The following is a 26755-nucleotide window of genomic DNA, read 5'->3' as shown; positions in this document are numbered from 1 at the left end:
CCAACCGGCGTTTTTTCGTGATATAAAGCCCACTTTCTGGCGTCGACTGTTGTGCTGCCGAAGCATAAAATTAGACTGCCCAATACCAGATTCATGAAAAACGACGCCACTGTCGTCTCATCCGCTTATCAACAATGATTTTTCATCTCGACCTGAAACCTTTCTTGATTGTAACCCTGCTCCTGCTGGGGTTCTCCGCCGCGACCCGGGCCAATCTTGTAGGGGAGGGAGCCAGGCTGATCGAACAGGGCAAAACGGAGCAAGCGCTGCAACTGTTCAGGAAAGCGGCCAACGCAGGGGACAACCTGGGTGCATACGGTCTCGGTGTGCTCTATTTTCAGGGCATTGGCGTCGAAAAAGATCCGGAAAAAGCGACCAAATGGTTCAGTCTTGCTGCCGAAAAAGGCCATGCGCCCGCCCAGTTCAATCTGGGAAACGCCTATCTCAACGGTCGTGGCACCAGACAGGATATTAACAAAGCGGAATATTGGTGGCGCAAGGCATCCATGCAAGGTTATTCCCGGGCACAGTTCAATCTCGGCTCACTGCTCACCAGCGAAAGGAGTGGTCAGACTGACCATGAAGAGGGGATCGCCTGGTTCCGTGCCGCTGCCTCACAGGGTGAAGAACAGGCAGCACAAAAGCTCATGGAGTTCGACGAGCCGATTGCCTATGACCGGATAACGACCGACTGGCAACGTGAACCACTCCGCAGCGAAAGCCGCCTGCTTACCCTGCCGGCAGAGCACTACACCATCCATTTCCTCTCCGCAAAGGCACCTGAGACCGCGGTCCACTTTGTGCAACAACATAAGCTTCAGGGGAAGGCGCTACTGTTCCGTTTTACAAAAGAAAAGGATATTTGGACGGGGGTAGTCTTCGGGGACTATACAAGCAAGGCAGAGGCCACTGCCACCATCGAACGCCTCAATCCATCCCTGAAGAGACTGCAGGCGTGGGTGCGCCCGATAAGGGATATTCAGAAAAACATCCTGGCAGGGGATTTCAGGCGCGCCCAGTAGACGCACCAAAATACGAATCAGACTTTCCATCTCCTAAGCTGTTGCTGGTAAAAGCCGGGATCCAGCACTGTTGCACCCTGCCGACCGACCTGTGCCGAGGCAAAGGAGTGGGCACGGAACAACAGGGTTTTGAGATCCCACTGGCGTAGCAGTCCGAGAATGCATACGCTGGCGAAGGCATCCCCGGCGCCTACTGTGTCCACCACGGAAATCTCATCCTGCGGCACAACCGTCTCAAAATCGCCGAACTGGTTCAGAGCGAAGGCACCCCGACTTCCCCGAGTCACAATAATGAGTTCCAACGCGTGGTCATGCAGCAAAATCTCCGCACTGCTTCGCAGGTCGCCCCGGCCCTCGCACAACACCTTTATTTCATTCTCATTGAGTTTCGCCCAGGTGCTGCCATCCAGCATCTGTTTCACCTCTTCAGCCTCCCACCAGGGCGGCCTCAGATTGACGTCCAAAAAGACAGGGGCGGGATGGCTCGCTTTCAAAGACTCCAGGGCAGCTTTCGCCTCAGGACGCCTCAAACCCAGACTGCCATGGTAGATCAGTGCCGCATCGAAAGGCGGCATTGCGCAGTCCTGGATAAAATCGTAGGCCTGGTCGGTAACAATCTCGAAATCAGGCTCTCCCTCTCTGAGAGTTACCTTCACCGTGCCTGTCGGATGGATACAATCAAGCTGCAACCCTGCATCATTCATCCCCCACTGCTGCATAGTGTCCCGAATCCGCCGCCCCGAAGCATCGTCTCCGACGCGACTGATGAACAGAGGGGCGGCGCCAAACGCCTGCAGATTCCAGGCAACATTGAAGGGGGCGCCACCCAATACCCGGCTGCCGTCCTCGAAACAGTCAAAAAGCACTTCGCCAAAGATTAGCGGTACAGTTTTCACAGCATAACCCGATCCCATCGATAAGCAGGAGCAGTATTCCTACCCCGGCCCGGCGTCCAAACCTTCCTTTCCGCCAAACACTTCCCGCATGATTTCAAGAAACCGCTTTGATTGAGGTGAAATGAACTTACCGCGTCGCAGCACTATGCCGTAACTACGATCCGGGAAATATTCTCCGAGGGGAATCTTCACTACCTTTTCATTCCCGGTCAGGCAGAGATCGGTAACGATAGAGATGCCCAGGCCATTCTCGACATACCGCTTGATCACCTCCCAGCCTCCCGCTTCCAGGGTGACCTTGTAGCTGGCGTTGTGCTGTTCAAAAACCAGGTCGACCATGCGCCAGGTACTCAGGTGGTGGGGTGGCAAAATCAGCCCGTAGGGACTGATGTCTTTCAGGGTAACCCTCGACTTGTCCGCCAACGGATGACCCAGCGGGGTTATCAACGCGGGGCCATAGTTCACAATGGGTTCGTAGGTCACGTCGTCCGGCACTTCCAGCATGGATCCGATGGCAAAATCGGCCTCATCAGCGCGCAGCATCGTCATCCCGTCGCGCCCGGTCACATTGTGCAGTTTCAACCGTATACCTGGAAAACGTTCGGCAAAACGCCGCAAAGGCTCAGGCAGGATGTAGAGTATCGTCGACTCACCCGCCGCTATATTGAGTTCACCACTCTCAAGCTTGCCGCAAGCGGCGGAAAAGGTCTCCCGCAACTTGTCCATCCCCTCCACCAGGGGCTGCGCCAACTTGTAGAGAATCTCCCCCTCCGACGTCAGTTTTATCTTTGGACCGCGACGTTCAAACAGCACTGTGTCGAATTCACGTTCCAGTGCCTGAATCTGCAAGGATACTGTCGGCTGACTGAGGTAGATGCGTTCTGCCGCCTCGCTGATAGAACCGGTCTGGGCAGCGTGACAAAAAGCTCGCAGCTGCTTTAGGCGGTTTTGTTTGTAATAGACTTGAGGGGTGGAAGCCATGGGTGCTCCATGAATTTCATGTCAATCAGGGATCGATTTATATCCCCACAATAACCAATACAAGATAAAAAAACTATTTACCTGCACAATAAAGCCACACTCCACACTTGATTGAAGGTGAAGGTCGGCTTAGCCTTAATAATTGGAAGTAACATCAAGAGACAAAAGGACACCATGGAAACGACACTGCACTTTTTACAGATATTTTCCGAGGCCCTTTTCTATACTGCCCCCATTCTCCTGTTTCTCGTCACACTTATCCTGCTTAGCGCAGCTGTTATTGCCCGGCAGGAACCCTTACCCATCAACCTCGCCATCTATATGTCCTTCATCACCGCAATGACCATTGGTTACGGTGATTTCACGCCAAAAAAACCCTTATCCAGATTATTGGCTATTCTTCTTGGCATCATAGGCGTAATTTTTACCGGCATCATTGTTGCGGCAGCCGTCTATGCAACTCAGCAGGCACTTCATGCCACGCTGGGCAGATAGGAGAGAAACATGCAGAAACCCGAAATCAAGCAGGACGCGATGTATCAGTTACTGAGGGATGAGAAGATATCCGAGTTCAATCAACGAAGGGCGGATGGAGAGTCCTGCAATCTACAACAGGCGGATTTGCGTGGTTTGGATCTACGCGAACTGGATGCACGGGGTCTGGATATTCGCGGAGCCTACCTACGTCAGGCAGACCTGCGTGGATTGAATCTGTCGGAAACACAAATGGAGGGAACCAGCATCAACGGCGCAAAGATCTCCGGGGCCTTTTTTCCCAAAGAGCTGACACCGGAAGAGATTTCCCTGTCACTGGTACACGGTACGCGGATGCGCTACCGCTGAAGATATTTGACTCCGCCCCCCCTGGCTTGTCTTGGTGCGCATGGCGCACCCTGCACTTCCTGGAATAGTAGGTCGTGCCAGCGCAGCGTGACGCGACAATAATGGTGCAAATTGTTGGATTACGGCCTAAAAGACAGCCTAACCCAACCTACCCGCGCAAGCTCACCAGCATCCTACGGCGTATCCAGCTGGGCCAGGATGTTTCTCGCCACCCGTCGCTGGTCGGCGTTGCCCTCTTCCAGAATCTCATAGAGCAGTTCGCGGGCCTGCTCTACATCGCCGACATCACGGGATGTCTGAACCTGACGAAACCTCTCTTCCACCGATGGTCCATCGTCCTCATCTTCCTCATCCTCGATGGAATCGAGTTGGGCCTCCATCTCATCGTCGGTCAGAGGCACGAAACGATCAGGGTCGACGTAGTCAGTCGCAGGGTCTATCTCTGAACCCATCGGAGGCTCAGGCTCGGGGGTTGCCGATGAAGAACCGGCTGTGGCTGTGGCCGTCACCATCGCAGGCTCGACACCCGCGTCTTCGGAGTCATCCTCTCTCTTGCGCACAAAACTCGCGGAGAAGAAGACACCTATTTCGAACAGCACCCACATCGGCAGAGCCAACAGAGTCTGGGAGATGATATCCGGTGGCGTCAGAAACATGCCGACGACAAAAGCACCGACGATGATATAGGGACGCTTGGATCTCAGGCTCTCCGGTGTCGTCACCCCCATCCAAACCAGGATAATGGTTGCGATCGGCACTTCGAAAGCGATACCAAAAGCAAAAAAGAGGGTAATAACAAAATCGAGATAACTACCCATATCGGTAGCCATCTCGATCCCTTCCGGCGCAGTGCTGGTAAGAAAGGCGAAGACAAGCGGAAAGACGACGAAGTAGGCGAAGGCCACGCCCAGATAGAAGAGCATGGTGCTGGAAACCAGCAACGGTATCACCAGCCGTTTCTCGTGCTTATAAAGCCCCGGCGCTACAAAGGCCCAGAACTGGTGGAGAATAAAGGGAATAGCCAAAAATACAGCCATCTGCAGGCTGAGCTTGAACGGGATCAGGAAGGGGTCGATCGGTTTGGTTGAGATCATGGTGCTGCCTTCCGGCAACGCGCTTCTCAACGGCTCCGAAACCATGATGTAGAGGTCATTGGCGAAAGGGAACAGCACCAGGAAGATCGCCAGTACAACCAGGACCATGCGCAGCACCCTGTCCCGCAATTCGAGAAGGTGAGCAACCAGCGGTTGTTCGGAACTTGGTGCAGCCTGGGGATTTTCAGCCAAAGGAAACCTACTTGTCAGTACCGGGGATCTCGCGATCCTCAAGGGTATTCTTGGCGTCATTCAATGACTTGGAGGCAGAACGTTCGACATCGTAGAGATCTTTTCGGGTATCTTCGACGATCTCCTCCAACGGGTTGGACATCTGCTTTTCGAGGATCTGCTTCAGCTCATCCGCCTTGATCTCCTTGTCGATATCCGCCTTGACGTTAGCCACAAAACGTCGGCCGCGGCCAAGCCAATGGCCTGCGACACGCGCCACCTTGGGCAAGCGTTCAGGACCTATGACCACTAACGCAACAAGCGCGATAATGCCCAGTTCCCAGAAACCGATATCAAACATGGTTGGATCTCAAGCTGTCCCCGAGACGGGGTAAAGGAATCAGACCTTGTCTTTCTCTTTGGAAGTCACTTCCCCTTCCACTACAGTACCGGACTCAGACTCTTCGATCTGTTCGCGCTTTTCGCTGGACTCGGCCTTTTCACTGTCAGTCATGGCGCCTTTGAAGCCCTTGACGGCGTTGCCGAGGTCAGAGCCGATATTCTTCAGCCGTTTTGTGCCAAACAGCAACAGAACGATCGCCAGAACAATCAACAACTGCCAAATACTGATACCACCAATACCCATAATCTTCTCCGCTCCCCGGTTCAAACCGGATGTCTATCTATATTTTTCGTGCCGGCCAGAGGAAACCTCGGCCATCAATGCGGGGATAATACCCCAGTTATGCCCCGGCGGTAAGCACCGCTGTCACTCAGGCTGAATTCCAGTGACACTATTTGCCACGGCTGGCCTTCTCCTCCAACCCGGAAAGCCCGAAACGACGTTCCAGCTCCTGCAGTACATCATTAGGCCCCAGACCCTGCTGAGCCAGCAGGACCATGGTGTGGAACCACAGATCCGCAGTCTCGTAGACGATCTTCTCCGGCACCCCGTCCTTGGCCGCCATCACAGTCTCCGTAGCCTCTTCACCGATCTTTTTCAGGATGCTGTCCAACCCCTTGGCGTAGAGTTTAGCCACATAGGAGCTGTCAGGCTCCGCCTGCTTGCGCTCCTCCAGCACCTGGGCCAGCTGTTCCAAAACATCACTCATCTGCTATCTCACTGATCGGTTGGTGTGCCACCATAATGATAATTAAGCGAAGGACACTAAGAAAAGGTGCTTAGGGCGCCTCTGAATGAATAGAGAAATCTCATACCCCCCAACGGCGAGTCAGCACTCCGTTGCTCGAGATCTCTCCCTGCGGTCGAGATGACAATATCCGAGTCATTCAGAGCTTCCTTTGCGTCCTTTGCATTGAAAATCACTTATAAATCTGCCCAGGATCTTTCAGCACAGGTAATACTTCGACCCACTCACCATCCTGCAGTTCCCGGTAGAAACAGTTGTGGCGGCCGGTATGGCAGGCGATGCCGCCCTTCTGTACCACCTCCAGCAGTACTACATCCGCATCGCAATCGACCCGGATTGCGCTGACTATCTGCTGGTGTCCCGACTCCTCGCCCTTGTGCCAGAGTTTCTTGCGAGAACGGGACCAGTAGACCGCGTGACCAGTCTCCTGCGTCAGCCGCAGGGCCTCCCGGTCCATCCAGGCCATCATCAGGATAGTGCCCGTCCCTTTCTCCTGGGCGATAGCGGGCACCAGACCCTGCTCATCCCATTTTATGTTGCCGAGCCAGCTCACAGACGGACCTCGACGCCCTGATCCTGCATGAAGCGCTTGGCCTCGCCGATGCTGTACTCGGCGAAATGGAAGATACTGGCGGCCAGAACAGCGTCTGCCGCGCCCTCTTTCACCCCATCCACCAGATGCTGCAAATTGCCCACGCCGCCGGAGGCGATCACCGGGGTCGGCACCGCCTCGGCGATGGCCCGGGTCAGTTTGTTATCGAAACCGATCTTGGTGCCGTCCCGGTCCATGCTGGTGAGCAGGATCTCACCGGCACCGTAGTCCGCCATCCTCTTCGCCCACTCGATGGCGTCGATACCGGTGGGCTTGCGGCCGCCGTGAGTGAAAATCTCCCACTTCAGAGGTTCTCCCTCGCCGCTCACCTTCTTTGCGTCGATAGCAACCACGATGCACTGGGAGCCAAATCGGGTGGTGGCCTCCCTGACGAATTCAGGGTTGAAAACCGCCGCTGTGTTGATCGCCACCTTGTCCGCACCTGCATTGAGCATGCGACGCACATCCTCCACCACCCGGATGCCGCCACCCACGGTCAGGGGAATGAAGACCTCGGATGCCACTTGCTCCACGACGTGGACGATGGTCTCCCGGTCGTCGGAGCTGGCGGTGATATCGAGAAAGGTGATCTCATCCGCACCCTCTTCGTTATAGCGGCGCGCCACCTCCACCGGGTCGCCCGCATCGCGGATCTCCACGAATTTGACGCCCTTGACCACACGGCCGTTGTCCACATCGAGACAGGGGATGATACGTTTGGCTAGCATGCTTTATTTACCTTTGCTTAACCACAAAGGGCACGAAGAAAAACTTAAACCCTTCGTGGCCTTCGTGGTGAAAACTCACCCCATCAACTCATCCGCCAGTCTCTGGCCTTCGGCGAAGTCGAGGGTGCCCTCGTAGATCGCCCGGCCGGTAATGGCTGCGGTGATGTTGGTGGTATAGGCTTTGCACAACGCTTCGATGTCACCGATGTTGGTAATACCGCCGGAGGCCACGACAGGAATGTTGATGGCATTGGCCAGCGCCGTCGTGGCCTCCACATTGGGGCCGGTCATCATGCCGTCACGGCCGATATCCGTGTAGACGATGGAGGAGACTCCGTCGTCCTCGAAACGCCGCGCAAGTTCGGTCACCTCCTGATCGGTGACCTCCGCCCAGCCGTTGATCGCAACCATCCCCTCTTTGGCATCCAAACCGACGATGACATGACCGGGAAACGCCTTGCAGGCGCGGGCCACGAACTCGGGCTCTTTTACCGCCTGAGTGCCGATGATGCAGTAGGTCACACCCGCTTTCAGATAGGCCTCTATGGTCGCTTCATCGCGGATGCCGCCACCCACCTGTATCGGCATGTCGGGATAGGCCTCTGCAATACCCTGTATAACGCTACCGTTGACCGGCTCTCCGGCGAAGGCGCCGTTGAGATCGACCAGGTGCAGACGCCGACCGCCAGCTTCAACCCAACGGCCTGCCATCTCAACCGGGTTGTCGGAGAAAACGGTGTCGTCCTCCATGCGGCCCTGGCGCAGGCGCACACACTGACCATCTTTCAAATCGATTGCGGGGATTAGTAACACATCAACACCTAACTGTTCATGAAAACACTGTCATTTCCGTCCTTAGGTTCGTAAACGCTACATCCATGTAGCACTACTCGACCGCAGGGAGAAATCTCCTGCCCAACTGCCAACATCACGGGATCCCTCTCTATCGTTCGGGATGACATCGGATTTTCGGAAGACATCTAACCCTTCCAATTCACAAAATTCTTCAATAGCCGCAGGCCATCATCAGCGCTCTTCTCCGGATGAAACTGCACCGCAAAAAGATTATCCCGGCCAATGGCGCTGGCAAAGGCAACTCCGAAGTCGGTGGTGGCCTCTGTCAAATCGCCATCATCAGGATCGACATAGTAGCTGTGTACAAAGTAGAAACGGCTACCTTCATCGATATTCTCCCAGAGGGGATGATCGTGACTATGGCTCACCCGGTTCCAGCCCATATGCGGGATCTTCAGCAGAGCCCCATCGGGCCCGCGACCACCGGGAAAATGGCGCACCCTGCCGGGATAGAGACCGAGCAATTCGGTACCTTCGTTCTCTTCACTGAACTCCATCAACACCTGCTGCCCCATGCAGATACCCAGAAACGGCTTGGATTGTGCCGCATCCAGGATCGCCCGGTTCAGATGGTGATCGGAGATAGCGGCCATGCAGTCGCGGGCCGCCCCCTGGCCGGGAAAGACCACCCGGTCGGAGTTGAGTATCAGGGTCGGATCATCGGTTACCAGCACCTCGTCGCCGGGAGCGGTGACATGCTCCACCGCTTTGGCGACGGAGCGCAGGTTACCCATACCGTAGTCAATGACTGCGATGCGTTGTGCCATCGAAATACTGCTCTTTAAAATATTGGGGTGAGTTTACAGCGAGCCCTTGGTGGAAGGCACCACATCGGACATACGGGGATCCGGCTCCAGCGCCATACGCATCGCCCGGCCCAGCGCCTTGAATACTGTCTCGGCCTGATGGTGGGCGTTGATGCCCCGCAGGTTGTCGATGTGCAGGGTCATACCGGCGTGGTTGACCAGTCCCTGAAAAAACTCCAGAAAGAGATCCACGTCGAACTCACCGATACGGGCGCGGGTAAAGGCCACGTTGTACTCCAGACCGGGACGGCCGGAGAAATCGACCACCACCCGGGAGAGCGCTTCGTCCAGCGGCACATAGGCGTGGCCATATCGGCGAATACCCTTTTTATCCCCCAGCGCCTCGGCCAGAGCCTGCCCCAGAGTGATGCCGATATCCTCCACTGTGTGGTGAGCATCGATCTCCAGATCACCCTTGGCATCGATCTCCAGGTCGATCAGGCCGTGACGGGCCACCTGATCCAGCATGTGGTCAAGAAAAGGGACGTCGGTCGCGAAACGGGAGGTGCCCGTACCGTCCAGATTCAGCGTAACGCTGATTTGAGTCTCCAGTGTATTGCGTTCCACCTGCGCTGTGCGCTGCATGGGAAGGGCTCCGAACATTTATGGATTCAACGACGAATCGCCGACAAAGAACGCATTTTAGAGCAAAACCGACAAAATAGCAGTGCGAGGTGCCTGCCGGTTCCGCAAGCTTGAACCGGCCTACGGCTTCCTTGGTGGATTTCAGCGTAGATTCCTAGGCCTGATCGAGCGTAGCGGATCAGGCAGACGCCTACCAATTCTCGCCCAATAGCTCGAAATGGGCCTGTGGATGAAGACAGGCGGGACAGACGCCCGGCGCCTCATCTCCCTCATGCAGGTAACCGCAGTTGCGGCAGCGCCAGACCACCTTGCCGTTGCGCCTGAAGACCCGTCCGGCTTCAAGGTTGTCTGCCAGATCCTGGTAGCGCTTGCCGTGCTGTTTCTCCGCAATGGAGATCGCCTCGAACGCCATTGCCACCTGCTCGAAACCCTCTTCACGGGCGGTCTTGGCAAACCCCGGATACATGGTTGTCCACTCATGCTCCTCTCCCGCAGCGGCGTGGCGCAGATTCGCCAGGGTATCTCCCATGTCCCCCGCAGGAAAGGTTTCTGTAATCTCCACCTCTCCACCTTCGAGAAACTTGTAGAAACGTTTGGCGTGCTCCTTCTCCTGGTTCGCAGTCTCCTCAAAGATATGGGCGATCTGCACCAGGCCCTCTTTGCGGGCGGCACCTGCATAGTAGGTATAACGATTGCGTGCCTGAGACTCACCGGCAAAGGCGGTCATCAGGTTTCTTTCCGTGCGGGTTCCTTTCAAAGACTGACTCATCATTCACCTCATGAAGCAATCATGGTGCGCGCGTCGCACCCTACGTTAATCACTGACTCATAACTCACATCATGAAGTCTTAAAACATCTCTGCTTCTACTTCAAGATAGGCAATGCTGACGTGGCTGCCCACCTCCATATCAAAATCAACCCAATCCTTGTAATCGGAGAGCAGTTTCACCACGATGGGTTTGATCTCGTAGTCGCTCAAGCCCTCATCCAGCTGCTTCGCCACCTCATTTCTGAGGGTGGAGAGATAACGCTGGTAGGTTTCCGGAACCTCACGGCCGCCGGTTGCGCCGTGGCCAGGCACAAAAAACGCCGCATCCACTTTCAGAGCCATATCAATGGCCGCGATATTGCCCTTAAACGTCCCATGCCGCATCTGGCCCAGACGACCAAGCATGACATTGTCCCCGAGAAACAGTAACTTCTTTGAAGGAACCTCGATCATCAAATCGGAATCGCTATGGGCCTTGGGCTCGAACAGAAAACGGATCTTGAGTCCGGCCAAGGTGATTTCACCACCATGATCAATCGCATGATTTGGCCCTACGACTTCCGTTCCCCTGGTTGCATTATCCGTCATGCTCAACAGTGAATCGACCCAGCTCTGACCTTCGCCCTCTTCGATCTTGGCAATCATATTGGGATGACCATAGATCGCCACCTTCGGATAGGCAGACCGGATCGCCTGATTGGCCAGCCAGTGGTCGCCATGGATGTGGGTATTCATCACCGCAACCACCGGCTTGTCAGTGACCTTGCGGATTTGACGCAGCACCATCTCGCCGATCTGCACACTGGCGCCGGGATCAACAATCACCACGCCTTCATCGGTGACGATAAAGGCCGGATTGTTCATGAAACCCTGATTCTCCGCCGAGGGCCGACCCAGCGGGCCATGAATGACATAGACGTCATCCGTCACCTGATCTGCAGGATAATTCTTCACCGCCGGACCACGTTCCGCTGCAATCAGCAGCGCTGGCAGCAGACAGACCATCAAAAACAGCTTTCTCATTCTCACTCCTCTGGTTGCCCGTTTTTGGGCTTATATTCATTGTAGGTGGTTGGACAGCAGGTTCATCCAGATAATATTCAGGGAAGATCCATGAATCGATTTTTCGCCGTCTCTGCCATGAAGAGTGCGCCCAAGGTCACTTATTTCCCCGCCCTGACCAAGCCACCCAGCCCTATCTCTTCCAGCGCATTGCTGAGCAAAGCCCTGACTTCAGCAGCCTTTTCGCAGCGCAGCGCTGCCTGCAGCAGTTCCCTGGCCCTGGCGCGGCTGATGGAATGAATCACCCACTTCACCCGTAGCAGGCTGCTGGCGCTCATACTAAGATTTTCGACCCCCATACCCAGCAGCAAGACCGCTGCTGCAGGGCTGCCCGCCATCTCACCACAGACGCTGACCTCCCGGTGAAATTGCCTGCCCCCCTCCACTACCTGAATCAAAGCCCGCAACACAGCGGGATGCAGATCATCGTAGATCTCCGCCACATGGGAGTTGTTACGATCCACCGCCAACAGATACTGGGTCAAATCATTGGTGCCGACCGAGAGAAAATCGACCCGGCGCGCCAATGCCTCCACCTGATAGACCGCAGCCGGCACTTCTATCATCACACCGACACGGGGCATCTTCACCCCATGGCCCTCTTCGACCAGTTCATCGTGTGCCCGCTGAATCAGCAGCAGTGAATCATCCACCTCACTCACATTGCTGATCATCGGCAATAGCAGCTGCAGATTATCCAAGCCAATGGCTGCACGCAGCATGGCACGCACTTGGGTGAGAAATATCTCCGGATGATCCAGTGAGATACGGATACCGCGCCAGCCAAGGAACGGGTTGGACTCATTGACCGGAAAATAGGGCAGGGGTTTATCGCCACCAATGTCGAGGGTGCGAATGGTGACTGGCCTGGGGGCAAAGGTCTCAAGGACATTCCGATAGTTTGCTGTCTGCGCCTCTTCACAGGGGAAACGGTCGCGCACCATAAAGGGGACTTCTGTTCGGTAGAGACCGACCCCCGCAGCCGCATCGGAACCCAGTGTACTCATCTCGGAAACCAGACCAGTATTCAGATAGAGCCGCACCGACACCCCGTCGGAGGTCTCTGAAGGCAGATCACGGGTCGCCTCCAGCTCTGCGCTCAGTGCCCGATCCTCTTCCGCCAGCCGCAGGTACTCGGTTCTCACCGACGGCGCCGGTGAAACATAGATGCGCCCCCGGTAGCCATCGCTGATGAGGAAACGCCCATCGACCCGCCCCACGGGCAGGTCGCTCACCCCCATGACTGCGGGAATGCCCATCGCCCGAGCCAATATGGCAACATGGGAGAAACTGGCGCCCTTGGCTGAAACAAGTCCCGCAAGACGTTCCATCGGTACATCGGCAAGCTGCATGGCGCTGACCTCATCACCTACCAGGATGGTGTCCTCCGGATAGTCGACCGGACCGGACCGCTCCTGCTGCAGGTGCATGAGTATGCGGCGGCCCAGATCGCGCACATCGGATGCCCGCTCCCGCAGGTAGACATCGTCCATGCCGTCGAACACCTTGGCATGCTCTTCGATGGTCTGACGCAAAGCACCAGCCGCCCAATCGCCGGCCATGATACGTTCCACTGTCTTACCGATCAGAGAGTCGCTGCCCAGCATCATGAGCCAGGCATCGAACAGCGCCCGGTCTTCAGCAGGCAGACTGTCCTCCACCCGGTCTTCCAGGGCCATCAAATCCTCCACCACTGCAGCCACTGCGGTGCGGAAATCCTCCTCCTCCTGCTCGGGGTCTTCTCCCTTGCGGTCAGGCACTGCATCCAGATCGGCGGGAGGGTAAACAACTACCGCCGTACCCAGAGCCACACCTGGAGCACCCGCACGTCCTTGCAGAAAACGGGTGGGAGGTGCCACACCCTCCATGGTGACAAGTTCACCACTCGCCTGGGCATGGGTAATGGCACCCGCAAGCTGTGCGGCAAGGGTAAAGAGGAAGGTTACCTCGCTGTCATCGAAGGTACGCTGCTTTATCTGACGCACCACCAGCACGCCGAGTACCCTGCGATTCTGAATAATAGGCACACCGAGAAAACCGTGATAGCGGGTTTCACCCGTCTCATAGGCAAACAGATAATGACGATGATTGGGGGCATCCGCTACGTTGACCGGCTCGGCACGCTCGCATACCAGCCCAATCAACCCCCTGTGCAGGGGGAGCCTGACCTTACCGACGGCTGCAGACTGCAAACCTTCCGTGGCCCGCAGTACATGTTCGCGCCTCTCGAAATCGGTCAGGTAGACGGAACAGACATCGGCGCCCACCGCTTTTTTCACCCGCGCAACGATGAGTTCCAGCGCCTCGCCCAGATCGGGGGCAGCGTTTACCTCTTTGACGATTCGATGCAGAGTTTCGAGCATTAGCCCTCTGAGATCAGGTCAAACAAACGGGAAATACTGTAGGAGCGGCGCCCTCGCCACGAAAACTCCGTAGAGTAGGTAAATCGCGACGGGGGTGCCGCTCCTGCTCACACTTCGCAGGAAACCTCTCAATTGCTCAGAGGTACCTGAACACGCCTTTCAGCGCCGATTTTGCCGCAAATAGTTCGAATGCGAACGCGCCGGCATACCTTCGGGATAGAGCAGTGGTGCCAACTCCTCCAGAGCACGGGCATAAACACTGCGTTTGAAATAGATCACTTCCCGCACCGGCAGCCAGTATTTCACCCAGCGCCACTCATCAAATTCCGGTGTGTCGGTGCCGTCGAAGCAGAACGAATCCTCTGGACATTTTGTCTTCAGCAGGAACCAGACCTGCTTCTGCCCGATGCAGAGGGGCTGGCAGTTCTTACGGATATAACGCGCCGGGAGACGATAGCGTAACCAGTTCCGCGTTGAGCCCATGATCTCGACCTGGTGGGGCTTCAGGCCGACCTCCTCTTCCAGTTCCCGGTACATCGCCTGTTCAGGCGTCTCATCGCTATTGATTCCGCCCTGAGGAAACTGCCAGGCATTCTGACCCACACGGCGTCCCCAGAACAACTGTCGATGGTTGTTGCAGAGAATGATGCCGACATTGGGTCGAAAACCATCAGAATCGATCAAAGGTTCAACTCTTAGTCCAGTTAGCAGGGTACTGTGATTTTTCCATAAACCCAGTTTATCGGCAAGCAAACCAGACAACATAAGATTTTGCTTATAAAGAAAAATCCGGTACCTTTGTCTTTTGGGACTCTTCACGGGAAGATCTCAGCAACCAACAGGATTTAACCCATGGCCCTTGCCCTCTTCGACCTCGATAACACATTGCTGGCCGGGGACTCCGACTATCTCTGGGGGACTTGGCTGGTGGAGAACGGAGTTGTGGATGGAGAATTCTACGAACGCGAAAACGAGCGATTTTACCAGGAGTACAAAGAAGGCCGGCTCGACATCCTTGAGTTTCTGCGTTTTTCCCTGCGACCGTTGCGTGACCATGAACCGAATCAGTTGCTGAAATGGCGGGCAGCGTTCCTGGCCGATAAAATCGACCCGATCATCAGTACAAGCGCCCGACAACTGCTGCAAAAACATCGGGATGCAGGAGATGAGCTGATGATCATCACTGCCACCAATGCCTTCGTCACCACTCCCATCGCCGAGAGATTTGGTGTGAAGAACCTGATCGCCACCGAACCTGAAAAAATCGGCGGCCGATATACCGGAGAAGTGGCGGGAGAGCCCTGTTTTCAGATCGGCAAGGTCAACCGGCTCACGCAGTGGCTTGCAAAAAAGGGTACGGATCTGCGGGGCAGCTGGTTCTACAGCGACTCCCACAACGACATCCCCCTGCTGGAACGCGTCGACCATCCCGTGGCGGTCGACCCGGATGAGACTCTGCTCCGCCATGCCGGGGAAAAGGATTGGCCCATTCTAAGGCTGCACGGCGAAAATTAGGCCATACTTGAAATCAAGTGTCATTTCGAGCGTAGCGAGAAATCTCAAGCAACGGAGTAATGACTCGCTGTCGGAGGTGTGAGATCTCTCTCTACTGTCGAGATGACAATATTCCAACTAAACTCAGAGACCCTTAGAGTGCATTTTAATATCAGGCCAGACCACAAAGCATGAACAGAACCGTCTTTTTCGCCGTATTCATCGTCCTGATCGGCGGCATTTACTATGTACTCAAAACCTCCGACGCTCCGCCGGAACAGGACATCACCCTGACTCCCAAGGAATACATCGAACTGGTGGAGCGGAAGAAGGCGGCCCGCCGCGCTGCGGCAAAACTGGAGGCGTCCATGCAACAGTCAGAAGACAGATTAAAGCAGGCGCGAGAGGAAGCGGATCAGCGCTGACAGATCGAACGCTGGTCAGGATTTTCCACCGCATCGGCAATAGCGTTGACCACATCCCCCAACTCTTCTGCGGTCACAACCTCCAACAGACGCCGCATCACCTTCGGATCGATAGCCGCCTGTACGGTACGGCCGTCCTTCAGGGTGATATTGACCCCGGCCGCGTGCACGTGATCCTCTCCCTCCGCTTCCGCAACCAAAATCTCGTTGAAGTCCAGCATCTTGTCATAAAAGGCCTCAACCCGATCATTGAGATCGTCGTCGATATCCTCCGGCAACATCACCAACCAGCCCTCATCGTCTTTTGATGTCTCCGGCGCCAACTCCTGATCCTGCAAAAACTCAATAAAACGCCGCCAGGGACGCTCATCGAAAAAGATATATTCCAGCACCTTACCCCTCTCCTAATTTCATATTTGGTAGGGTGCGCCATGCGCACCCTACGCTGTCACATTCAGAGAAGCCAGACCTCAGGCCAGAGTAAAATTTGACTCTAATCCCTTCCCCACACGGCACAGCCACCCAATCTACCCTAAAAGCGGGAAATTTCTTAGTCACGGGCTCACGGTTTGAGCCACCCCCTTTGTTATGGTGAATGTAGCCTCTAACAAAAGGAGCAACAGATCATGTTACGCCGAACCTTCCTGCACACCCTGTTTGGCAGCTTGGGCATCGGGCTGAGTGGACGAATCAATGCCGACACCCAACTTCCGGAACCGAAACGCCGGGTGCTGCTGCAAGAATCCCCCCTGGCCGGTTACCAATACCACCGCGCCCCGGGTATCTGGCAGTTTCTTCAGATCGGAGAGACCCTGAGACTGCGCCGTGAGCCCGCCAATCGTTACGACCGCAACGCAATCTCCGTCTGGTTCAAGAACGAACACCTGGGATACGTCCCCCGCAGCGAAAACCGCACCCTCGCCCAGATGATGGACCGGGGCGAGCTGTTGGAAGGACGCATCGTGCGATTATTGGAAGACGACAACCCTTGGCGACGGATACGGTTTAGTGTTTTTTTGAGCACATGAAACGGGTTACGCTGACATGATAAACGTCTTTGGAGTAAGGTTATTCACACATGGATGAGCAGGACGGCAAACAGATGGAAACCTTGGCGCTCTATTATCGGTACTGGGGAAAGGCATCAAAAAAGCAGGCGGAGGAGGTATCCTTTCACTTACTGCCATATCACTGCCTGGACGTGGCGGCAGTAGGCCAGCGGTTATTGGAACAACACCATCCGCTACGGAAAACCCTCCAACGCCTGACAGGATTGACAGAAAAAGACCTCCACACCAGCTTGCCGACACTACTGGCTCTTCACGATCTAGGGAAATTTTCCTCCGGGTTTCAGGCATTGCGACCGGACATTACGCAAGCCATCAACTCAGCCGCCGCAAACACTCATGAATACGACATACGCCACGACCAGCTCGGCTATACCTTCTGGCAAAGCGTACTCAAACCTCACTGGCAGCAGACCGGCCTGATACCATGCACAGGCAGAGGGGGAGAAGGCCCACACCCTACCGACATCTGCATGCTCGCCATGACCGGTCACCACGGCAAGCCACCATCAGCCAAACATATCCGGCATGAACGCTATTTTTCCAAAGCAGACCAGCAAGCTGCGATCGCCTTCATCGACGACATACTCATGCTGTTCCCCAGGTTCACTGAAACACTTCCCAAGTGGGAAATGCAAGCAACGCGTCAGGCATCCTGGTGGCTTGCAGGTTTTGCTGTCTTATGTGACTGGATAGGCTCAAATGCCGATTTCTTCGCTTACAACTCATCTCGCGCTTCCTGCGAAGAATACTGGAAAATAGCCAAGCAACAGGCAGGCACAGCAGTCACAAAGACCGAGCTACTGACCGCCAGACCAAGCCAGTCTATTGAACTGTCCCAACTGCTCAATATCAAACAAGGCTCCAGCCCGACACCTTTACAGGACTTGGCGAAGGCACTAACACTAGGCCATCAACCACAATTATTTATTCTTGAGGATGTTACTGGTGCAGGTAAAACCGAAGCCGCCTTGCTCATTGCTCATCGCTTGATGGCCGCAGATTTGGCCGATGGCCTCTACTTCGGCCTCCCCACCATGGCTACCGCCAATGCCATGTATGACCGCGTGGGTAACATCTACCGGGAGTTTTACGAGAGCAATACCGCCCCGTCACTGGTACTGGCCCATGGCGCACGCGACCTTTCTGATAAATTTCGCCAATCACTCATCCCTCAAAGTAAACACCCTGAAGCTGGCTACCCAAACGAAGGGGTCTCACCTGCATCCATACATTGCGGCGAATGGCTGGCCGATAACCGCAAAAAGGCACTGTTGGCAGAGATTGGTATAGGCACTATCGACCAAGCACTGCTCAGCATCCTACCCAACAAACACCAGTCACTGCGGCTGCTTGGCCTGAGCAACAAAGTCTTGCTGGTGGATGAGGTACATGCCTGTGACGCCTATATGCTGCCACTGTTAGAACGCCTTCTCACCGCTCATGCCATGGCAGGCGGTAGCGCCATTCTTCTCTCTGCAACCTTACCAAGAGCTCAGAGAGAGCGACTGATAGGAGCCTTTGCCGTGGGGACGGGCAAGTCAAAACCCGCCACTGACAAAACCGATTATCCACTGCTCACACATTTCAACGACGAGTCCGTCGAAGAACATACACTGCAAACCCGGTCAGAGGTAAAACGCCGCGTGTCTGTCGATTTCATCAGTCAGAGAGATCAGATTGAACAGCGGTTGTCGCTATGGATTGAACAGGGTGATTGCGCATGCTGGATATGCAATACCGTAGCGGATGCGCGCGAGGTCTATTCCTGGCTGAAGAGTACCCACACGGAATGGCAGATCGACCTCTTCCATGCCCGCTTCTGCCTGGCCGACCGAATCACCATCGAGAATCGTGTCCTCCAACGTTTCGGTAAAAAGGGTGACCACAATCAACGCGCAGGTCAGTTACTGATCGCTACCCAAGTGGTTGAGCAGTCCCTGGATCTCGATTTTGACCATCTGATCTCCGACCTGGCCCCCATCGACCTGCTGATCCAACGTGCAGGCCGCCTGCACCGGCATCGACGGGATGTGAAAGGCAACCCCATCAATAACCATGATCAACGCCTGGAACCTATACTGACCATCCATGCACCAGAGTGGCAAGAAGAACCCGCTCCTGATTGGTTCAAACAAGCATTCTCCCGAGCCCAGGCCGTCTATGAAAACCACGCCCAACTATGGCTGGGCATGAAACTGCTCAAGGAACAGAACGGTTTCCGCATGCCTGAAGATGCCCGCAGCCTGATTGAAAGTGTCTATGGACTCGAAGCCGAGATACCAGAAGGACTACAGGAAATCGATGCCACGGCAGAAGGCAACCAAAAGGCGCAACAGGGACAAGGCAAGCTCAATCGCCTGCACCTGGAGGGAGGATATTCACGTGAACACACCAATTCCTGGTGGGACGATGCCGATACCCCCACCCGGTTGGGCGAGGAGACCACCCAGGTATGGCTAGCCAAGTGGCAGAATGGGGAACTAACTCCACTGTACAACACACCACCGTTTGCCTGGCAACAATCCAGCCTGACTGCGCGACGGGCAGTAGCCGATGCTTGTGAACCTCAAGTGGACATCCCTGCTGACGTAATGGAAATATGCAACATCAGCCTGCCTGCCAAAGGGAAATGGGGCTTGTTAATGACGTTGGTTTCAATAGCATCCGATGTATGGCAAGGCACCGCCATCAACCAGAAAGGCGAAAAATCCCCTATTTATTACAGCCCCAAAATTGGCTTGATGACTGAGAAGGAATACACGACGACTCAAGGAACCGATCTATGAATCTACTCGAAGACAAATGGCTACCTGTCCACACCACTCAGGGAGAGACCCACATTGCCCCATGGCAAATCAGCGACCCTGACGTGCTGGCACTGGCAGCACCCCGCCCCGATTTCAACGGTGCTTTGCTGCAATTTCTAATCGGCCTGTTACAAACCGCCTGCCCGCCGGATGACAACAACCAATGGGGAGAGTGGCTTGAAAATCCGCCTGCACCCGAAACACTCAAGCTTTTATTTGAACCCTATACCCCCGCCTTTAATCTGGATGCCGACGGGCCAAAGTTCATGCAGGATTATGCCCCCCTGGATGGCGTTCCCAAACCCATCGCCAACTTGCTAATCGAAACACCTGGCGACAAAGCATTGAAAGAAAATCGAGACCACTTCATTAAACGAGGCAAAGTAAACAACATTTGTCCGAATTGTGCGGCTACTGCACTGTTTACCTTACAAACAAATGCACCAGAAGGGGGAAGAGGCTTTCGCACGTCCTTACGAGGTGGCGGCCCTCTGACTACCCTTGTCGCTTTGGACACTCATCATGGCTCAGGCAACAACCAGCAGTTAGCGAATTCACTATGGCGCGGTTGTTGGCTCAATGTTCTCAACAAAGGCGATCTGCCTACATTGAGTGGCAATACCGATTTATCAGAACCCCCAGCCATTTTTCCCTGGCTTGCATCTACGCGTACCAGCCATGGAAAGGGCGATATCACCACACCGAAGGATGCCCACCCGCTGCAAATGTATTGGGGTATGCCACGCCGAATCCGACTCGACTGGAAACAGACGACGAGGGGATCTTGCGATTTGTGTGGCAAAAAATCTGATTCGCTCATCAGCCGATGCGATACAAAAAATTATGGCACCAATTACGATGGCCCTTGGAAACACCCACTGAGTCCACACATCAACAACAAAGACGGCTTGGCTCTGCCGCAACACGCGCAGCCAGGTGGGCTGCAATACCAACACTGGCTGGGATTGACCAGTACAGGGACCAATAACCACCCAGCAAAAATCATAACTAGCTATTTGGAAAGTGAGGGTACCGGCCGACAGCTACGAGGCGAACAACTGCGGATACATGTCTTTGGCTACGATATGAAAAGCAACAAATCCCGCTGCTGGTATGAGACCACTTTTCCCTTATTTCCGCTAGACGCCGCAATTCGCGAACAATTCATTGAAATAGCAGAAATTCTTATCGAAACAGCCACAGGTGTCGCCAGCATGACCCGCAGCTGCATCAAAGAGGCTTGGTTCAAACGTCCCGGCGATGCCAAGGGCGATACCAATTTCCTGCAGGAAGCCTTTTTCAGTCACACCGAAAACGCCTTCTTCACTGCCTTGAAAACACTCAAAGACCAACTCGACAGAGACCAGAACGAAACCCGGATACTGAGAGAGTGGCATCGAACGCTCTGTGATAGCGCCTTTCAGCTGTTTGATTACTGGACCAGCCGCGGAGACTTTGAAACTGTCAACCCAAGACGCATCGCCACTGCCCACAAGAAACTCAAAAACTGGCTCTACAGCAAAAAATTGAAGAAAAAACTGCAACTCAACAACAAGGAGAAATCCGCATGAGCAAAGTATTTGCACCCGATGGTCCCGGCACCGGGATACTGACAACCTGGTGGCAATCACTTGAAAATGACAAGGGTACCCGTGCCACACTGCGCCGCTGTAACGGCCCGACCCAGGTCATGCTTCATCCAGCATATATTCGATTGTGCAAACGTCTCGAACCCTTTCTGAATAGTGATCACAACTGGGAGCTACGACTCGCCCGGGTTGTCGGCCTTTTAGCCCATTGTCGGCATACCACAGCACGCGACCTCGCCCGCGCCATGGCCGGTGACGGTAAACCTGTCGTCAGTGAACTGCGTTTTCGCCGACTGCTACAGGAGAAACCCGATGATCTCTATCTGGCCATGATCCGCATATTGCACATGCTCGGGCATACTGCCAACCTGCCCGACCTGATCAGTTCCGTCTACTACTGGGGCGATACAGTGCGTAAGCGCTGGGCCTTCGCCTACTTCCCCTTTGTGCCTGAAACCAAAACCGCCTGAACAACTACAAGGACGAAACCATGAGTAAATTCATTCAACTGCACCTGCTGACCTCTTATCCACCAGCCAACCTCAACCGAGACGACTTGGGTCGGCCCAAGACCGCAATGATGGGGGGTGCGAATCGCCTGCGTGTCTCTTCACAAAGCCTCAAGCGGGCGTGGCGCACCTCCGACATCTTTCGCTCAGCACTAACAGATCATTTGGGGGTCCGCACCAAGGAGATGGGGCGGGATATCTATCAGCAACTACTGGAAAAAGGCGTTAAAGACCAAGCGGCCTTCAGCTACGCACAAGCCATCGCCAATGTATTCGGAAAACTAAAAACGCTCTCAAAAAAGGAGAAGGCCGACGCTGACGAAAATAAACGCCAGACTGAACTGGAAATCGAGCAACTAGCCCACTTCAGTCCGGAAGAGCAGCAGGCAATCACCAAACTCATTGACGAATTAGCCAACGGCGATGACGCACCAAGCGACGAACAATTGGCCTTACTGCGAAAACAACATACCGCCGCCGACATCGCTCTCTTCGGCCGCATGCTCGCATCAAGCCCCGCTTACAACACTGAAGCAGCCGCCCAGGTTGCACATGCCATCAGCGTACACAAGGTCGCCGTGGAAGATGACTTTTTTACCGCTGTGGATGACCTGAACAGCGGTGAGGAAGATATGGGAGCCGCCCACATGGGAGAGACTGAATTCGCTGCCGGTCTGTTCTATCTTTATCTCTGCATCGACCGAGAACTACTGATCGAAAATCTCTCCAACGATAGTGCACTGGCTGACAAAACACTGGCCGCACTGATTGAATCAGCCGCGACTATCGCACCCAGCGGCAAACAAAACAGCTTTGCCTCCCGCGCCCGTGCCTCTTACATTTTGTGTGAAAAGGGCAATCAACAACCGCGTTCCCTCTCAGTAGCCTTTCTCAAGCCAATTGGCGGCAACGACCTGTTGGCGCAGTCGATTCAAAATATAAACGAAACCGTCAAAAAAATGGATCAGGTTTATGGCGCTTGTGCGGATAGGCGTTGCAGCTTAAACGCCGAAACGGGTGAAGGTAGCCTGCAAGACATTATTGAGTGCATCAGCGGAGACTAAGGCTATGCAGAGCTATTTATTGTTTCGCCTGTACGGCCCGATGGCAGCTTGGGGCGACACAGCAGTGGGCGAGTTTCGCCCCAGCCACGATCATCCTACCCGTACCGCTACGCTTGGACTGGTAGCCGCCGCACTAGGCATACGACGTGATCAGGAAGAGACGTTACTGAGTCTCGACAGATCCATCAATGTAGCAATCCGCCTGGATGCACCCGGTGAGGTACTGCGTGATTACCACACAACACAGGTGCCGCCTGTCCAGCGCAAAGTCATCCATTACACACGTCAGGATGAATTGAATGCGGGTAAGTTGCATACCATCCTATCCAGTCGTGACTACCGCTGTGACTGTGCCGCCACTATCGCTTTACGTTGTAAGAAAAACCGTAATTTCTCGTTAAACGAAATTTCCGAGGCACTGGCCTACCCGAAACTCCCGCTCTATCTGGGACGAAAATCCTGTCCACTATCGCTGCCGCTCGCCGCAATAATCATTGATGCAAACAGGCTTACTGAGGCTTTTGATCAGTATCCTGACCCACAATCGGAACTCGATACACTGACTCATGGATTATGGGGATTTGGAGGACTGAATAAGGAGAAAGTAACCCGTCTGTATTGGGATAGCGACGAAACTAATCTCTCACCCGAAATGACCTATCCGCGCCGGGACCGATTACGTAGCCGCAGACGCTGGCAATTCGATGAGCGTATCGAATATATGGCCACACAGAGCGCTACGGAGGATTAGCCATGTATTTCAGCCGCTTACGATTACGTACGGATACCGATACCCGCAGCTTGGCGCAACAGCTCTGCCAACAGAGCAGTTATTCCGAGCATCAGCAACTGTGGCGTCTTTTTGATGACAACCCTGAAGCAAAACGCGACTTTCTTTTTCGCCGCACCGACAACAATGGCTGGCCACAATTTTATCTGCTATCAAACCGCCAGCCTGTTGATCGCAGCGGAGTCTGGCAAATAGACCAGCGCGACTATCACCCAAAATTACAGACAGGCCAGAAACTAGCCTTCAGTCTACGTGCAAACCCCGTAGTCTCACGAAAAAATGCCCACAGCGGCAAGCGTCAGCGACATGATCTGGTCATGGACATCAAAACGAAAACCGGCTGGCGCGAGCAATCACCTGCCAAGAGACCTCATCAGGCAGCCATCTGGCAACAGGCAGGTGAACAATGGCTCGCACCCCGCCTGGAACGTACTGGAGCCCAATTGAACTGTATTACAGCGGAGCACTATCAACAGCATACAGAGAGCAAACGAAACCAGAAAGCGGCCATAAGCTACAGCAGCCTCGACCTTAGCGGTACGCTGACAATCGCCGATCCAGAAATCTTTCTAACACTGCTGACCCAAGGCATTGGCCCAGCCAAGGGACTCGGCTGCGGCCTGCTTCTGGTACGCCGGATTTAATCCCTGGAGATTCCAATTTGAATATCACGCTATCCCCGACTATTCTATAATCTTACTTGATTCTTACCCGAGGGGCACTTATGAGTTCTACCCGCTTATCAAGCAAAGGTCAGGTAGTTATTCCAAAGTCCATTCGTGACAAGCACCATTGGCATGAAGGCCAGGAACTGGAAGTTATCGACTCGGAAGATGGCTTGGTACTGAAAGAAAAACGACCTTTTAAGAAGACCAATATAACGAGCGTAGCCGGATGCCTCCCATACAGCGGTAAAACAAAATCATTGGAAGAGTTGGAAGCGGCAATAGCGCAAGGGGCCATGGAAAGTGCCAAAAAAGATGATCGGCGTTGATACCAATGTTGTGGTTCGCTTACTGACCCGGGACGACGAAAGCCAGTACCAGACAGCACTGTCACTGTTCGATGGGAATCAGATATTCATCCCAAACACGGTTATTCTGGAACTTGAATGGGTTCTGCGTTTTGCCTACAGATTCAAACCTGCGCAGATAGCTGACGCTCTGGAAAAACTGGCGGGACTTGAGCAAGTTACGATCGACAGACCGGATGACTTATCCCTGGCCCTGCAAGGCCTGCGGAACAACATGGATTTTGCCGATGCGCTGCATCTCGCTATTTCAGCCACTACAACACGCCAATTCGCCACATTCGACCAGAAACTGATACGAAATACCCTGCATACGAGTTGCCAGGTCAAACTATTGGATTAATCCGGGATCAGTTCAGTAGAGAAGCCGCCATGCTCCCACCCCTCAAACCCATCGCAATGAAGGAAAGGATCTCCATGCTGTTCATCGAAAAAGGCGAGATCGACGTGCTGGACGGCGCCTTCGTCGTCCTCGACAAGACCGGCGTCCGTACTCACATCCCCATCGGCAGCGTCGCCTGCCTGATGCTCGAACCCGGCACCCGCGTCTCCCATCGGGCTGCCGCACTGGCAGCGCGGGTAGGAACCTTGCTGGTCTGGGTCGGCGAGGCCGGTGTGCGGCTCTATGCCTCAGGCCAACCTGGAGGGGCAAGGTCCGACCGACTGCTCTATCAGGCAAAACTCGCGTTAGATGAAATGACCCGTCTCAAGGTCGTGCGCAAGATGTATGAATTCCGTTTTGGGGAGGCTCCCCCCACCAAACGCAGCGTTGAACAGCTACGCGGTATCGAGGGGGCCAGAGTCAGAAAGACCTACCAACTGCTCGCCAAACGCCACGGCATTCAGTGGAAGGGCCGAAACTACGACCGCACCGACTGGGACAAATCCGACCTACCGAATCTCTGCCTCAGCGCTGCCACTGCCTGTCTCTATGGCATTACCGAAGCCGCAGTGCTTGCAGCCGGTTACGCGCCAGCCGTTGGCTTCATCCATACAGGCAAACCCCTCTCCTTCGTCTATGACATAGCGGATCTGTTCAAATTCGATAGCGTCGTGCCTGTTGCTTTTCAAGTCGCAGCAAAAGCCCCTCTGCAACCGGAACGTCGCGTCCGGCTCGCCTGTCGCGATATGTTCCGGCAACAAAAGATACTCGGAAAGATCATCCCTGCTATCGAAGAGGTCCTGGCAGCCGGTGAAATTGAACCACCGGAGCCACCGAAAGACGCCCAGCCCATCGCCATACCAGAAGAAAAAGGAATCGGAGATGTTGGTCATCGCCACTGAAAGTATCCCATCCAGGCTGCGTGGACGACTCGCAATCTGGCTGGTGGAAGTCCGGGCAGGCGTCTATGTCGGCAATCCCTCCGCAAAACTCCGCGATTTCATCTGGGAACAGACCGAGCAAGGGCTCGAAGATGGCAATGCCATCATGGCCTGGAACACCAATACAGAATCAGGTTACGACTTCAAAACACTCGGCACCAACCGGAGAATCCCCGTCGACTTCGACGGGATCCGACTGGTCTCCTTTCTTCCCGAAAAGGAGGATAAAGATGCTCTTTAACAATTTGGATTTAGTGTCTCAAATAAGGCCAAATAGGTTGGTAGAAAAACCTATAGTGAATTTGCCATTAATTATCAAATAGATAGAATTAGTGTGTTCCCCGCACCTGCGGGGATGAACCGTGCAGGGTGTCCGCCACGACAGTGACGCCCGCGTGTTCCCCGCACCTGCGGGGATGAACCGATTCAGCCTGCGGTCACATCACGACGGCATTGGTGTTCCCCGCACCTGCGGGGATGAACCGGAATATAAGAGGATTGCCGGAAAGCGAACACAGTGTTCCCCGCACCTGCGGGGATGAACCGAATGGCTGCGCTATGAGGAATGGGAATATGGCGTGTTCCCCGCACCTGCGGGGATGAACCGGGATACCCGACAGGGTGGACAGAAATACCGCCCGTGTTCCCCGCACCTGCGGGGATGAACCGCCTGAGTTTGTTAGGCAAGGTGTATGGGTAAAGTGTTCCCCGCACCTGCGGGGATGAACCGCCGAA

The 26755-nt window shown here is 54.6% G+C and carries 32 protein-coding genes and 1 CRISPR repeat array (1 of these 33 running past the window's edge); of the genes, 16 read left to right on the top strand and 16 right to left on the bottom strand.

The genetic code is table 11. The features are described 5' to 3' along the window. Window positions 1-134: 134 nt before the first annotated feature. Complete coding sequence (locus HPY30_12720; GenBank protein ID QYZ66772.1) at window positions 135-1022, top strand: phosphate ABC transporter permease; 888 nt, start codon at window positions 135-137, stop codon at window positions 1020-1022. Between the two features lie 17 nt (window positions 1023-1039). Here the strand turns inward: HPY30_12720 and HPY30_12715 are convergent, their stop codons facing one another. Beyond that, window positions 1040-1918, bottom strand: a complete 879-nt coding sequence (locus tag HPY30_12715) for a carbohydrate kinase (protein ID QYZ66771.1) — start codon at window positions 1916-1918, stop codon at window positions 1040-1042. Window positions 1919-1957: 39 nt separating this feature from the next. Continuing rightward, window positions 1958-2899: a LysR family transcriptional regulator gene (locus HPY30_12710; protein ID QYZ66770.1), complete on the bottom strand. Its 942-nt coding sequence runs from the start codon at window positions 2897-2899 to the stop codon at window positions 1958-1960. Between the two features lie 174 nt (window positions 2900-3073). On the opposite strand from HPY30_12710, the gene HPY30_12705 reads away from it, so the two are divergent. Next, window positions 3074-3394, top strand: a complete 321-nt coding sequence (locus HPY30_12705) for a two pore domain potassium channel family protein (GenBank protein ID QYZ66769.1) — start codon at window positions 3074-3076, stop codon at window positions 3392-3394. A gap of 9 nt (window positions 3395-3403) precedes the next feature. Then, entirely contained in the window at window positions 3404-3742 is a 339-nt protein-coding gene (locus HPY30_12700; GenBank protein QYZ66768.1) for a pentapeptide repeat-containing protein, read from the top strand. A gap of 173 nt (window positions 3743-3915) precedes the next feature. Here the strand turns inward: HPY30_12700 and tatC are convergent, their stop codons facing one another. The 13 genes from tatC to HPY30_12635 all read right to left on the bottom strand — a co-directional run bounded on the left by tatC (window position 3916) and on the right by HPY30_12635 (window position 14684). Beyond that, window positions 3916-5088, bottom strand: coding sequence for a twin-arginine translocase subunit TatC (tatC, locus tag HPY30_12695; protein QYZ66767.1), 1173 nt, complete (start codon window positions 5086-5088; stop codon window positions 3916-3918). Beyond that, the gene (gene tatB, locus HPY30_12690) at window positions 5036-5368 is read right to left on the bottom strand and encodes a twin-arginine translocase subunit TatB (protein ID QYZ66766.1); all 333 of its coding nucleotides are present in this window, start codon (window positions 5366-5368) and stop codon (window positions 5036-5038) included. Before tatB ends, tatC begins: the two co-directional genes overlap by 53 nt. 39 nt (window positions 5369-5407) lie before the next feature. After that, window positions 5408-5653, bottom strand: coding sequence for a Sec-independent protein translocase subunit TatA (gene tatA, locus HPY30_12685; GenBank protein ID QYZ66765.1), 246 nt, complete (start codon window positions 5651-5653; stop codon window positions 5408-5410). A gap of 148 nt (window positions 5654-5801) precedes the next feature. Continuing rightward, window positions 5802-6119, bottom strand: coding sequence for a phosphoribosyl-ATP diphosphatase (locus tag HPY30_12680; protein ID QYZ66764.1), 318 nt, complete (start codon window positions 6117-6119; stop codon window positions 5802-5804). A gap of 211 nt (window positions 6120-6330) precedes the next feature. Further along, window positions 6331-6711 (bottom strand): phosphoribosyl-AMP cyclohydrolase, encoded by a 381-nt coding sequence (hisI, locus tag HPY30_12675; protein QYZ66763.1) that lies wholly within the window; start codon window positions 6709-6711, stop codon window positions 6331-6333. Continuing rightward, complete coding sequence (hisF, locus tag HPY30_12670) at window positions 6708-7478, bottom strand: imidazole glycerol phosphate synthase subunit HisF (GenBank protein QYZ66762.1); 771 nt, start codon at window positions 7476-7478, stop codon at window positions 6708-6710. The genes hisI and hisF overlap by 4 nt, the downstream gene beginning before the upstream one ends. 75 nt (window positions 7479-7553) lie before the next feature. Next, a complete protein-coding gene (gene hisA / locus HPY30_12665) occupies window positions 7554-8291 on the bottom strand; it encodes a 1-(5-phosphoribosyl)-5-[(5-phosphoribosylamino)methylideneamino]imidazole-4-carboxamide isomerase (protein QYZ66761.1) in 738 nt (245 codons plus the stop codon). Window positions 8292-8458: 167 nt separating this feature from the next. Continuing rightward, a complete protein-coding gene (gene hisH, locus HPY30_12660; protein QYZ66760.1) occupies window positions 8459-9100 on the bottom strand; it encodes an imidazole glycerol phosphate synthase subunit HisH in 642 nt (213 codons plus the stop codon). Between the two features lie 33 nt (window positions 9101-9133). Further along, complete coding sequence (gene hisB, locus HPY30_12655) at window positions 9134-9724, bottom strand: imidazoleglycerol-phosphate dehydratase HisB (protein ID QYZ66759.1); 591 nt, start codon at window positions 9722-9724, stop codon at window positions 9134-9136. Window positions 9725-9914: 190 nt separating this feature from the next. Continuing rightward, window positions 9915-10493: a rubrerythrin family protein gene (locus HPY30_12650; GenBank protein QYZ68032.1), complete on the bottom strand. Its 579-nt coding sequence runs from the start codon at window positions 10491-10493 to the stop codon at window positions 9915-9917. Window positions 10494-10572: 79 nt separating this feature from the next. Continuing rightward, a complete protein-coding gene (locus tag HPY30_12645; GenBank protein QYZ66758.1) occupies window positions 10573-11517 on the bottom strand; it encodes an MBL fold metallo-hydrolase in 945 nt (314 codons plus the stop codon). Window positions 11518-11657: 140 nt separating this feature from the next. Beyond that, window positions 11658-13919 (bottom strand): phosphoenolpyruvate--protein phosphotransferase, encoded by a 2262-nt coding sequence (gene ptsP / locus HPY30_12640; GenBank protein ID QYZ66757.1) that lies wholly within the window; start codon window positions 13917-13919, stop codon window positions 11658-11660. Between the two features lie 159 nt (window positions 13920-14078). Beyond that, complete coding sequence (locus tag HPY30_12635) at window positions 14079-14684, bottom strand: RNA pyrophosphohydrolase (GenBank protein QYZ66756.1); 606 nt, start codon at window positions 14682-14684, stop codon at window positions 14079-14081. 87 nt (window positions 14685-14771) lie between these two features. On the opposite strand from HPY30_12635, the gene HPY30_12630 reads away from it, so the two are divergent. Both HPY30_12630 and HPY30_12625 read left to right on the top strand, forming a co-directional pair. Next, a complete protein-coding gene (locus tag HPY30_12630) occupies window positions 14772-15434 on the top strand; it encodes an HAD family hydrolase (GenBank protein QYZ66755.1) in 663 nt (220 codons plus the stop codon). Window positions 15435-15604: 170 nt separating this feature from the next. Beyond that, the gene (locus HPY30_12625) at window positions 15605-15838 is read left to right on the top strand and encodes an aldehyde dehydrogenase (protein QYZ66754.1); all 234 of its coding nucleotides are present in this window, start codon (window positions 15605-15607) and stop codon (window positions 15836-15838) included. Here HPY30_12625 and HPY30_12620 read toward each other — a convergent pair. Beyond that, window positions 15829-16230, bottom strand: coding sequence for a hypothetical protein (locus tag HPY30_12620; protein ID QYZ66753.1), 402 nt, complete (start codon window positions 16228-16230; stop codon window positions 15829-15831). The genes HPY30_12625 and HPY30_12620 overlap by 10 nt on opposite strands. 234 nt (window positions 16231-16464) lie before the next feature. Between HPY30_12620 and HPY30_12615 the strand changes: the two genes are divergently transcribed. From HPY30_12615 to cas2, 11 genes are all read left to right on the top strand, one after another. Next, entirely contained in the window at window positions 16465-16866 is a 402-nt protein-coding gene (locus HPY30_12615) for an HIRAN protein (GenBank protein ID QYZ66752.1), read from the top strand. Window positions 16867-16916: 50 nt separating this feature from the next. Continuing rightward, a complete protein-coding gene (gene cas3, locus HPY30_12610; GenBank protein QYZ66751.1) occupies window positions 16917-19694 on the top strand; it encodes a CRISPR-associated helicase Cas3' in 2778 nt (925 codons plus the stop codon). Further along, window positions 19691-21286, top strand: a complete 1596-nt coding sequence (gene casA / locus HPY30_12605; GenBank protein ID QYZ66750.1) for a type I-E CRISPR-associated protein Cse1/CasA — start codon at window positions 19691-19693, stop codon at window positions 21284-21286. Before cas3 ends, casA begins: the two co-directional genes overlap by 4 nt. Continuing rightward, a complete protein-coding gene (casB, locus tag HPY30_12600; protein ID QYZ66749.1) occupies window positions 21283-21774 on the top strand; it encodes a type I-E CRISPR-associated protein Cse2/CasB in 492 nt (163 codons plus the stop codon). Before casA ends, casB begins: the two co-directional genes overlap by 4 nt. A gap of 20 nt (window positions 21775-21794) precedes the next feature. Beyond that, window positions 21795-22877, top strand: a complete 1083-nt coding sequence (gene cas7e / locus HPY30_12595) for a type I-E CRISPR-associated protein Cas7/Cse4/CasC (GenBank protein ID QYZ66748.1) — start codon at window positions 21795-21797, stop codon at window positions 22875-22877. 4 nt (window positions 22878-22881) lie between these two features. Beyond that, on the top strand, window positions 22882-23628 hold the full coding sequence (cas5e, locus tag HPY30_12590; protein QYZ66747.1) for a type I-E CRISPR-associated protein Cas5/CasD: 747 nt from the start codon (window positions 22882-22884) through the stop codon (window positions 23626-23628). 2 nt (window positions 23629-23630) lie between these two features. Then, entirely contained in the window at window positions 23631-24311 is a 681-nt protein-coding gene (cas6e, locus tag HPY30_12585) for a type I-E CRISPR-associated protein Cas6/Cse3/CasE (GenBank protein ID QYZ66746.1), read from the top strand. 80 nt (window positions 24312-24391) lie between these two features. Continuing rightward, a complete protein-coding gene (locus HPY30_12580; protein QYZ66745.1) occupies window positions 24392-24661 on the top strand; it encodes an AbrB/MazE/SpoVT family DNA-binding domain-containing protein in 270 nt (89 codons plus the stop codon). After that, the gene (locus HPY30_12575) at window positions 24648-25040 is read left to right on the top strand and encodes a type II toxin-antitoxin system VapC family toxin (GenBank protein ID QYZ68031.1); all 393 of its coding nucleotides are present in this window, start codon (window positions 24648-24650) and stop codon (window positions 25038-25040) included. Before HPY30_12580 ends, HPY30_12575 begins: the two co-directional genes overlap by 14 nt. A 29-nt stretch (window positions 25041-25069) precedes the next feature. Then, window positions 25070-25981: a type I-E CRISPR-associated endonuclease Cas1 gene (cas1e, locus tag HPY30_12570; GenBank protein ID QYZ66744.1), complete on the top strand. Its 912-nt coding sequence runs from the start codon at window positions 25070-25072 to the stop codon at window positions 25979-25981. Then, window positions 25962-26261 carry a type I-E CRISPR-associated endoribonuclease Cas2 gene (gene cas2 / locus HPY30_12565; GenBank protein QYZ66743.1) on the top strand — a complete coding sequence of 100 codons (300 nt, stop codon included), beginning with the start codon at window positions 25962-25964 and terminating at the stop codon, window positions 26259-26261. The genes cas1e and cas2 overlap by 20 nt, the downstream gene beginning before the upstream one ends. A 93-nt stretch (window positions 26262-26354) precedes the next feature. Then, window positions 26355-26755: a CRISPR direct-repeat array (repeat unit 29 nt; unit sequence GTGTTCCCCGCACCTGCGGGGATGAACCG); it runs 3601 nt beyond the window's last position.

This window comes from Gammaproteobacteria bacterium (ex Lamellibrachia satsuma) (assembly GCA_019623805.1).
Taxonomy (GTDB): domain Bacteria; phylum Pseudomonadota; class Gammaproteobacteria; order Chromatiales; family Chromatiaceae; genus QGON01.
The sequence above is the reverse complement of the archived record's forward strand: the minus strand, read 5'-3'. Positions and strand labels throughout refer to the sequence as shown.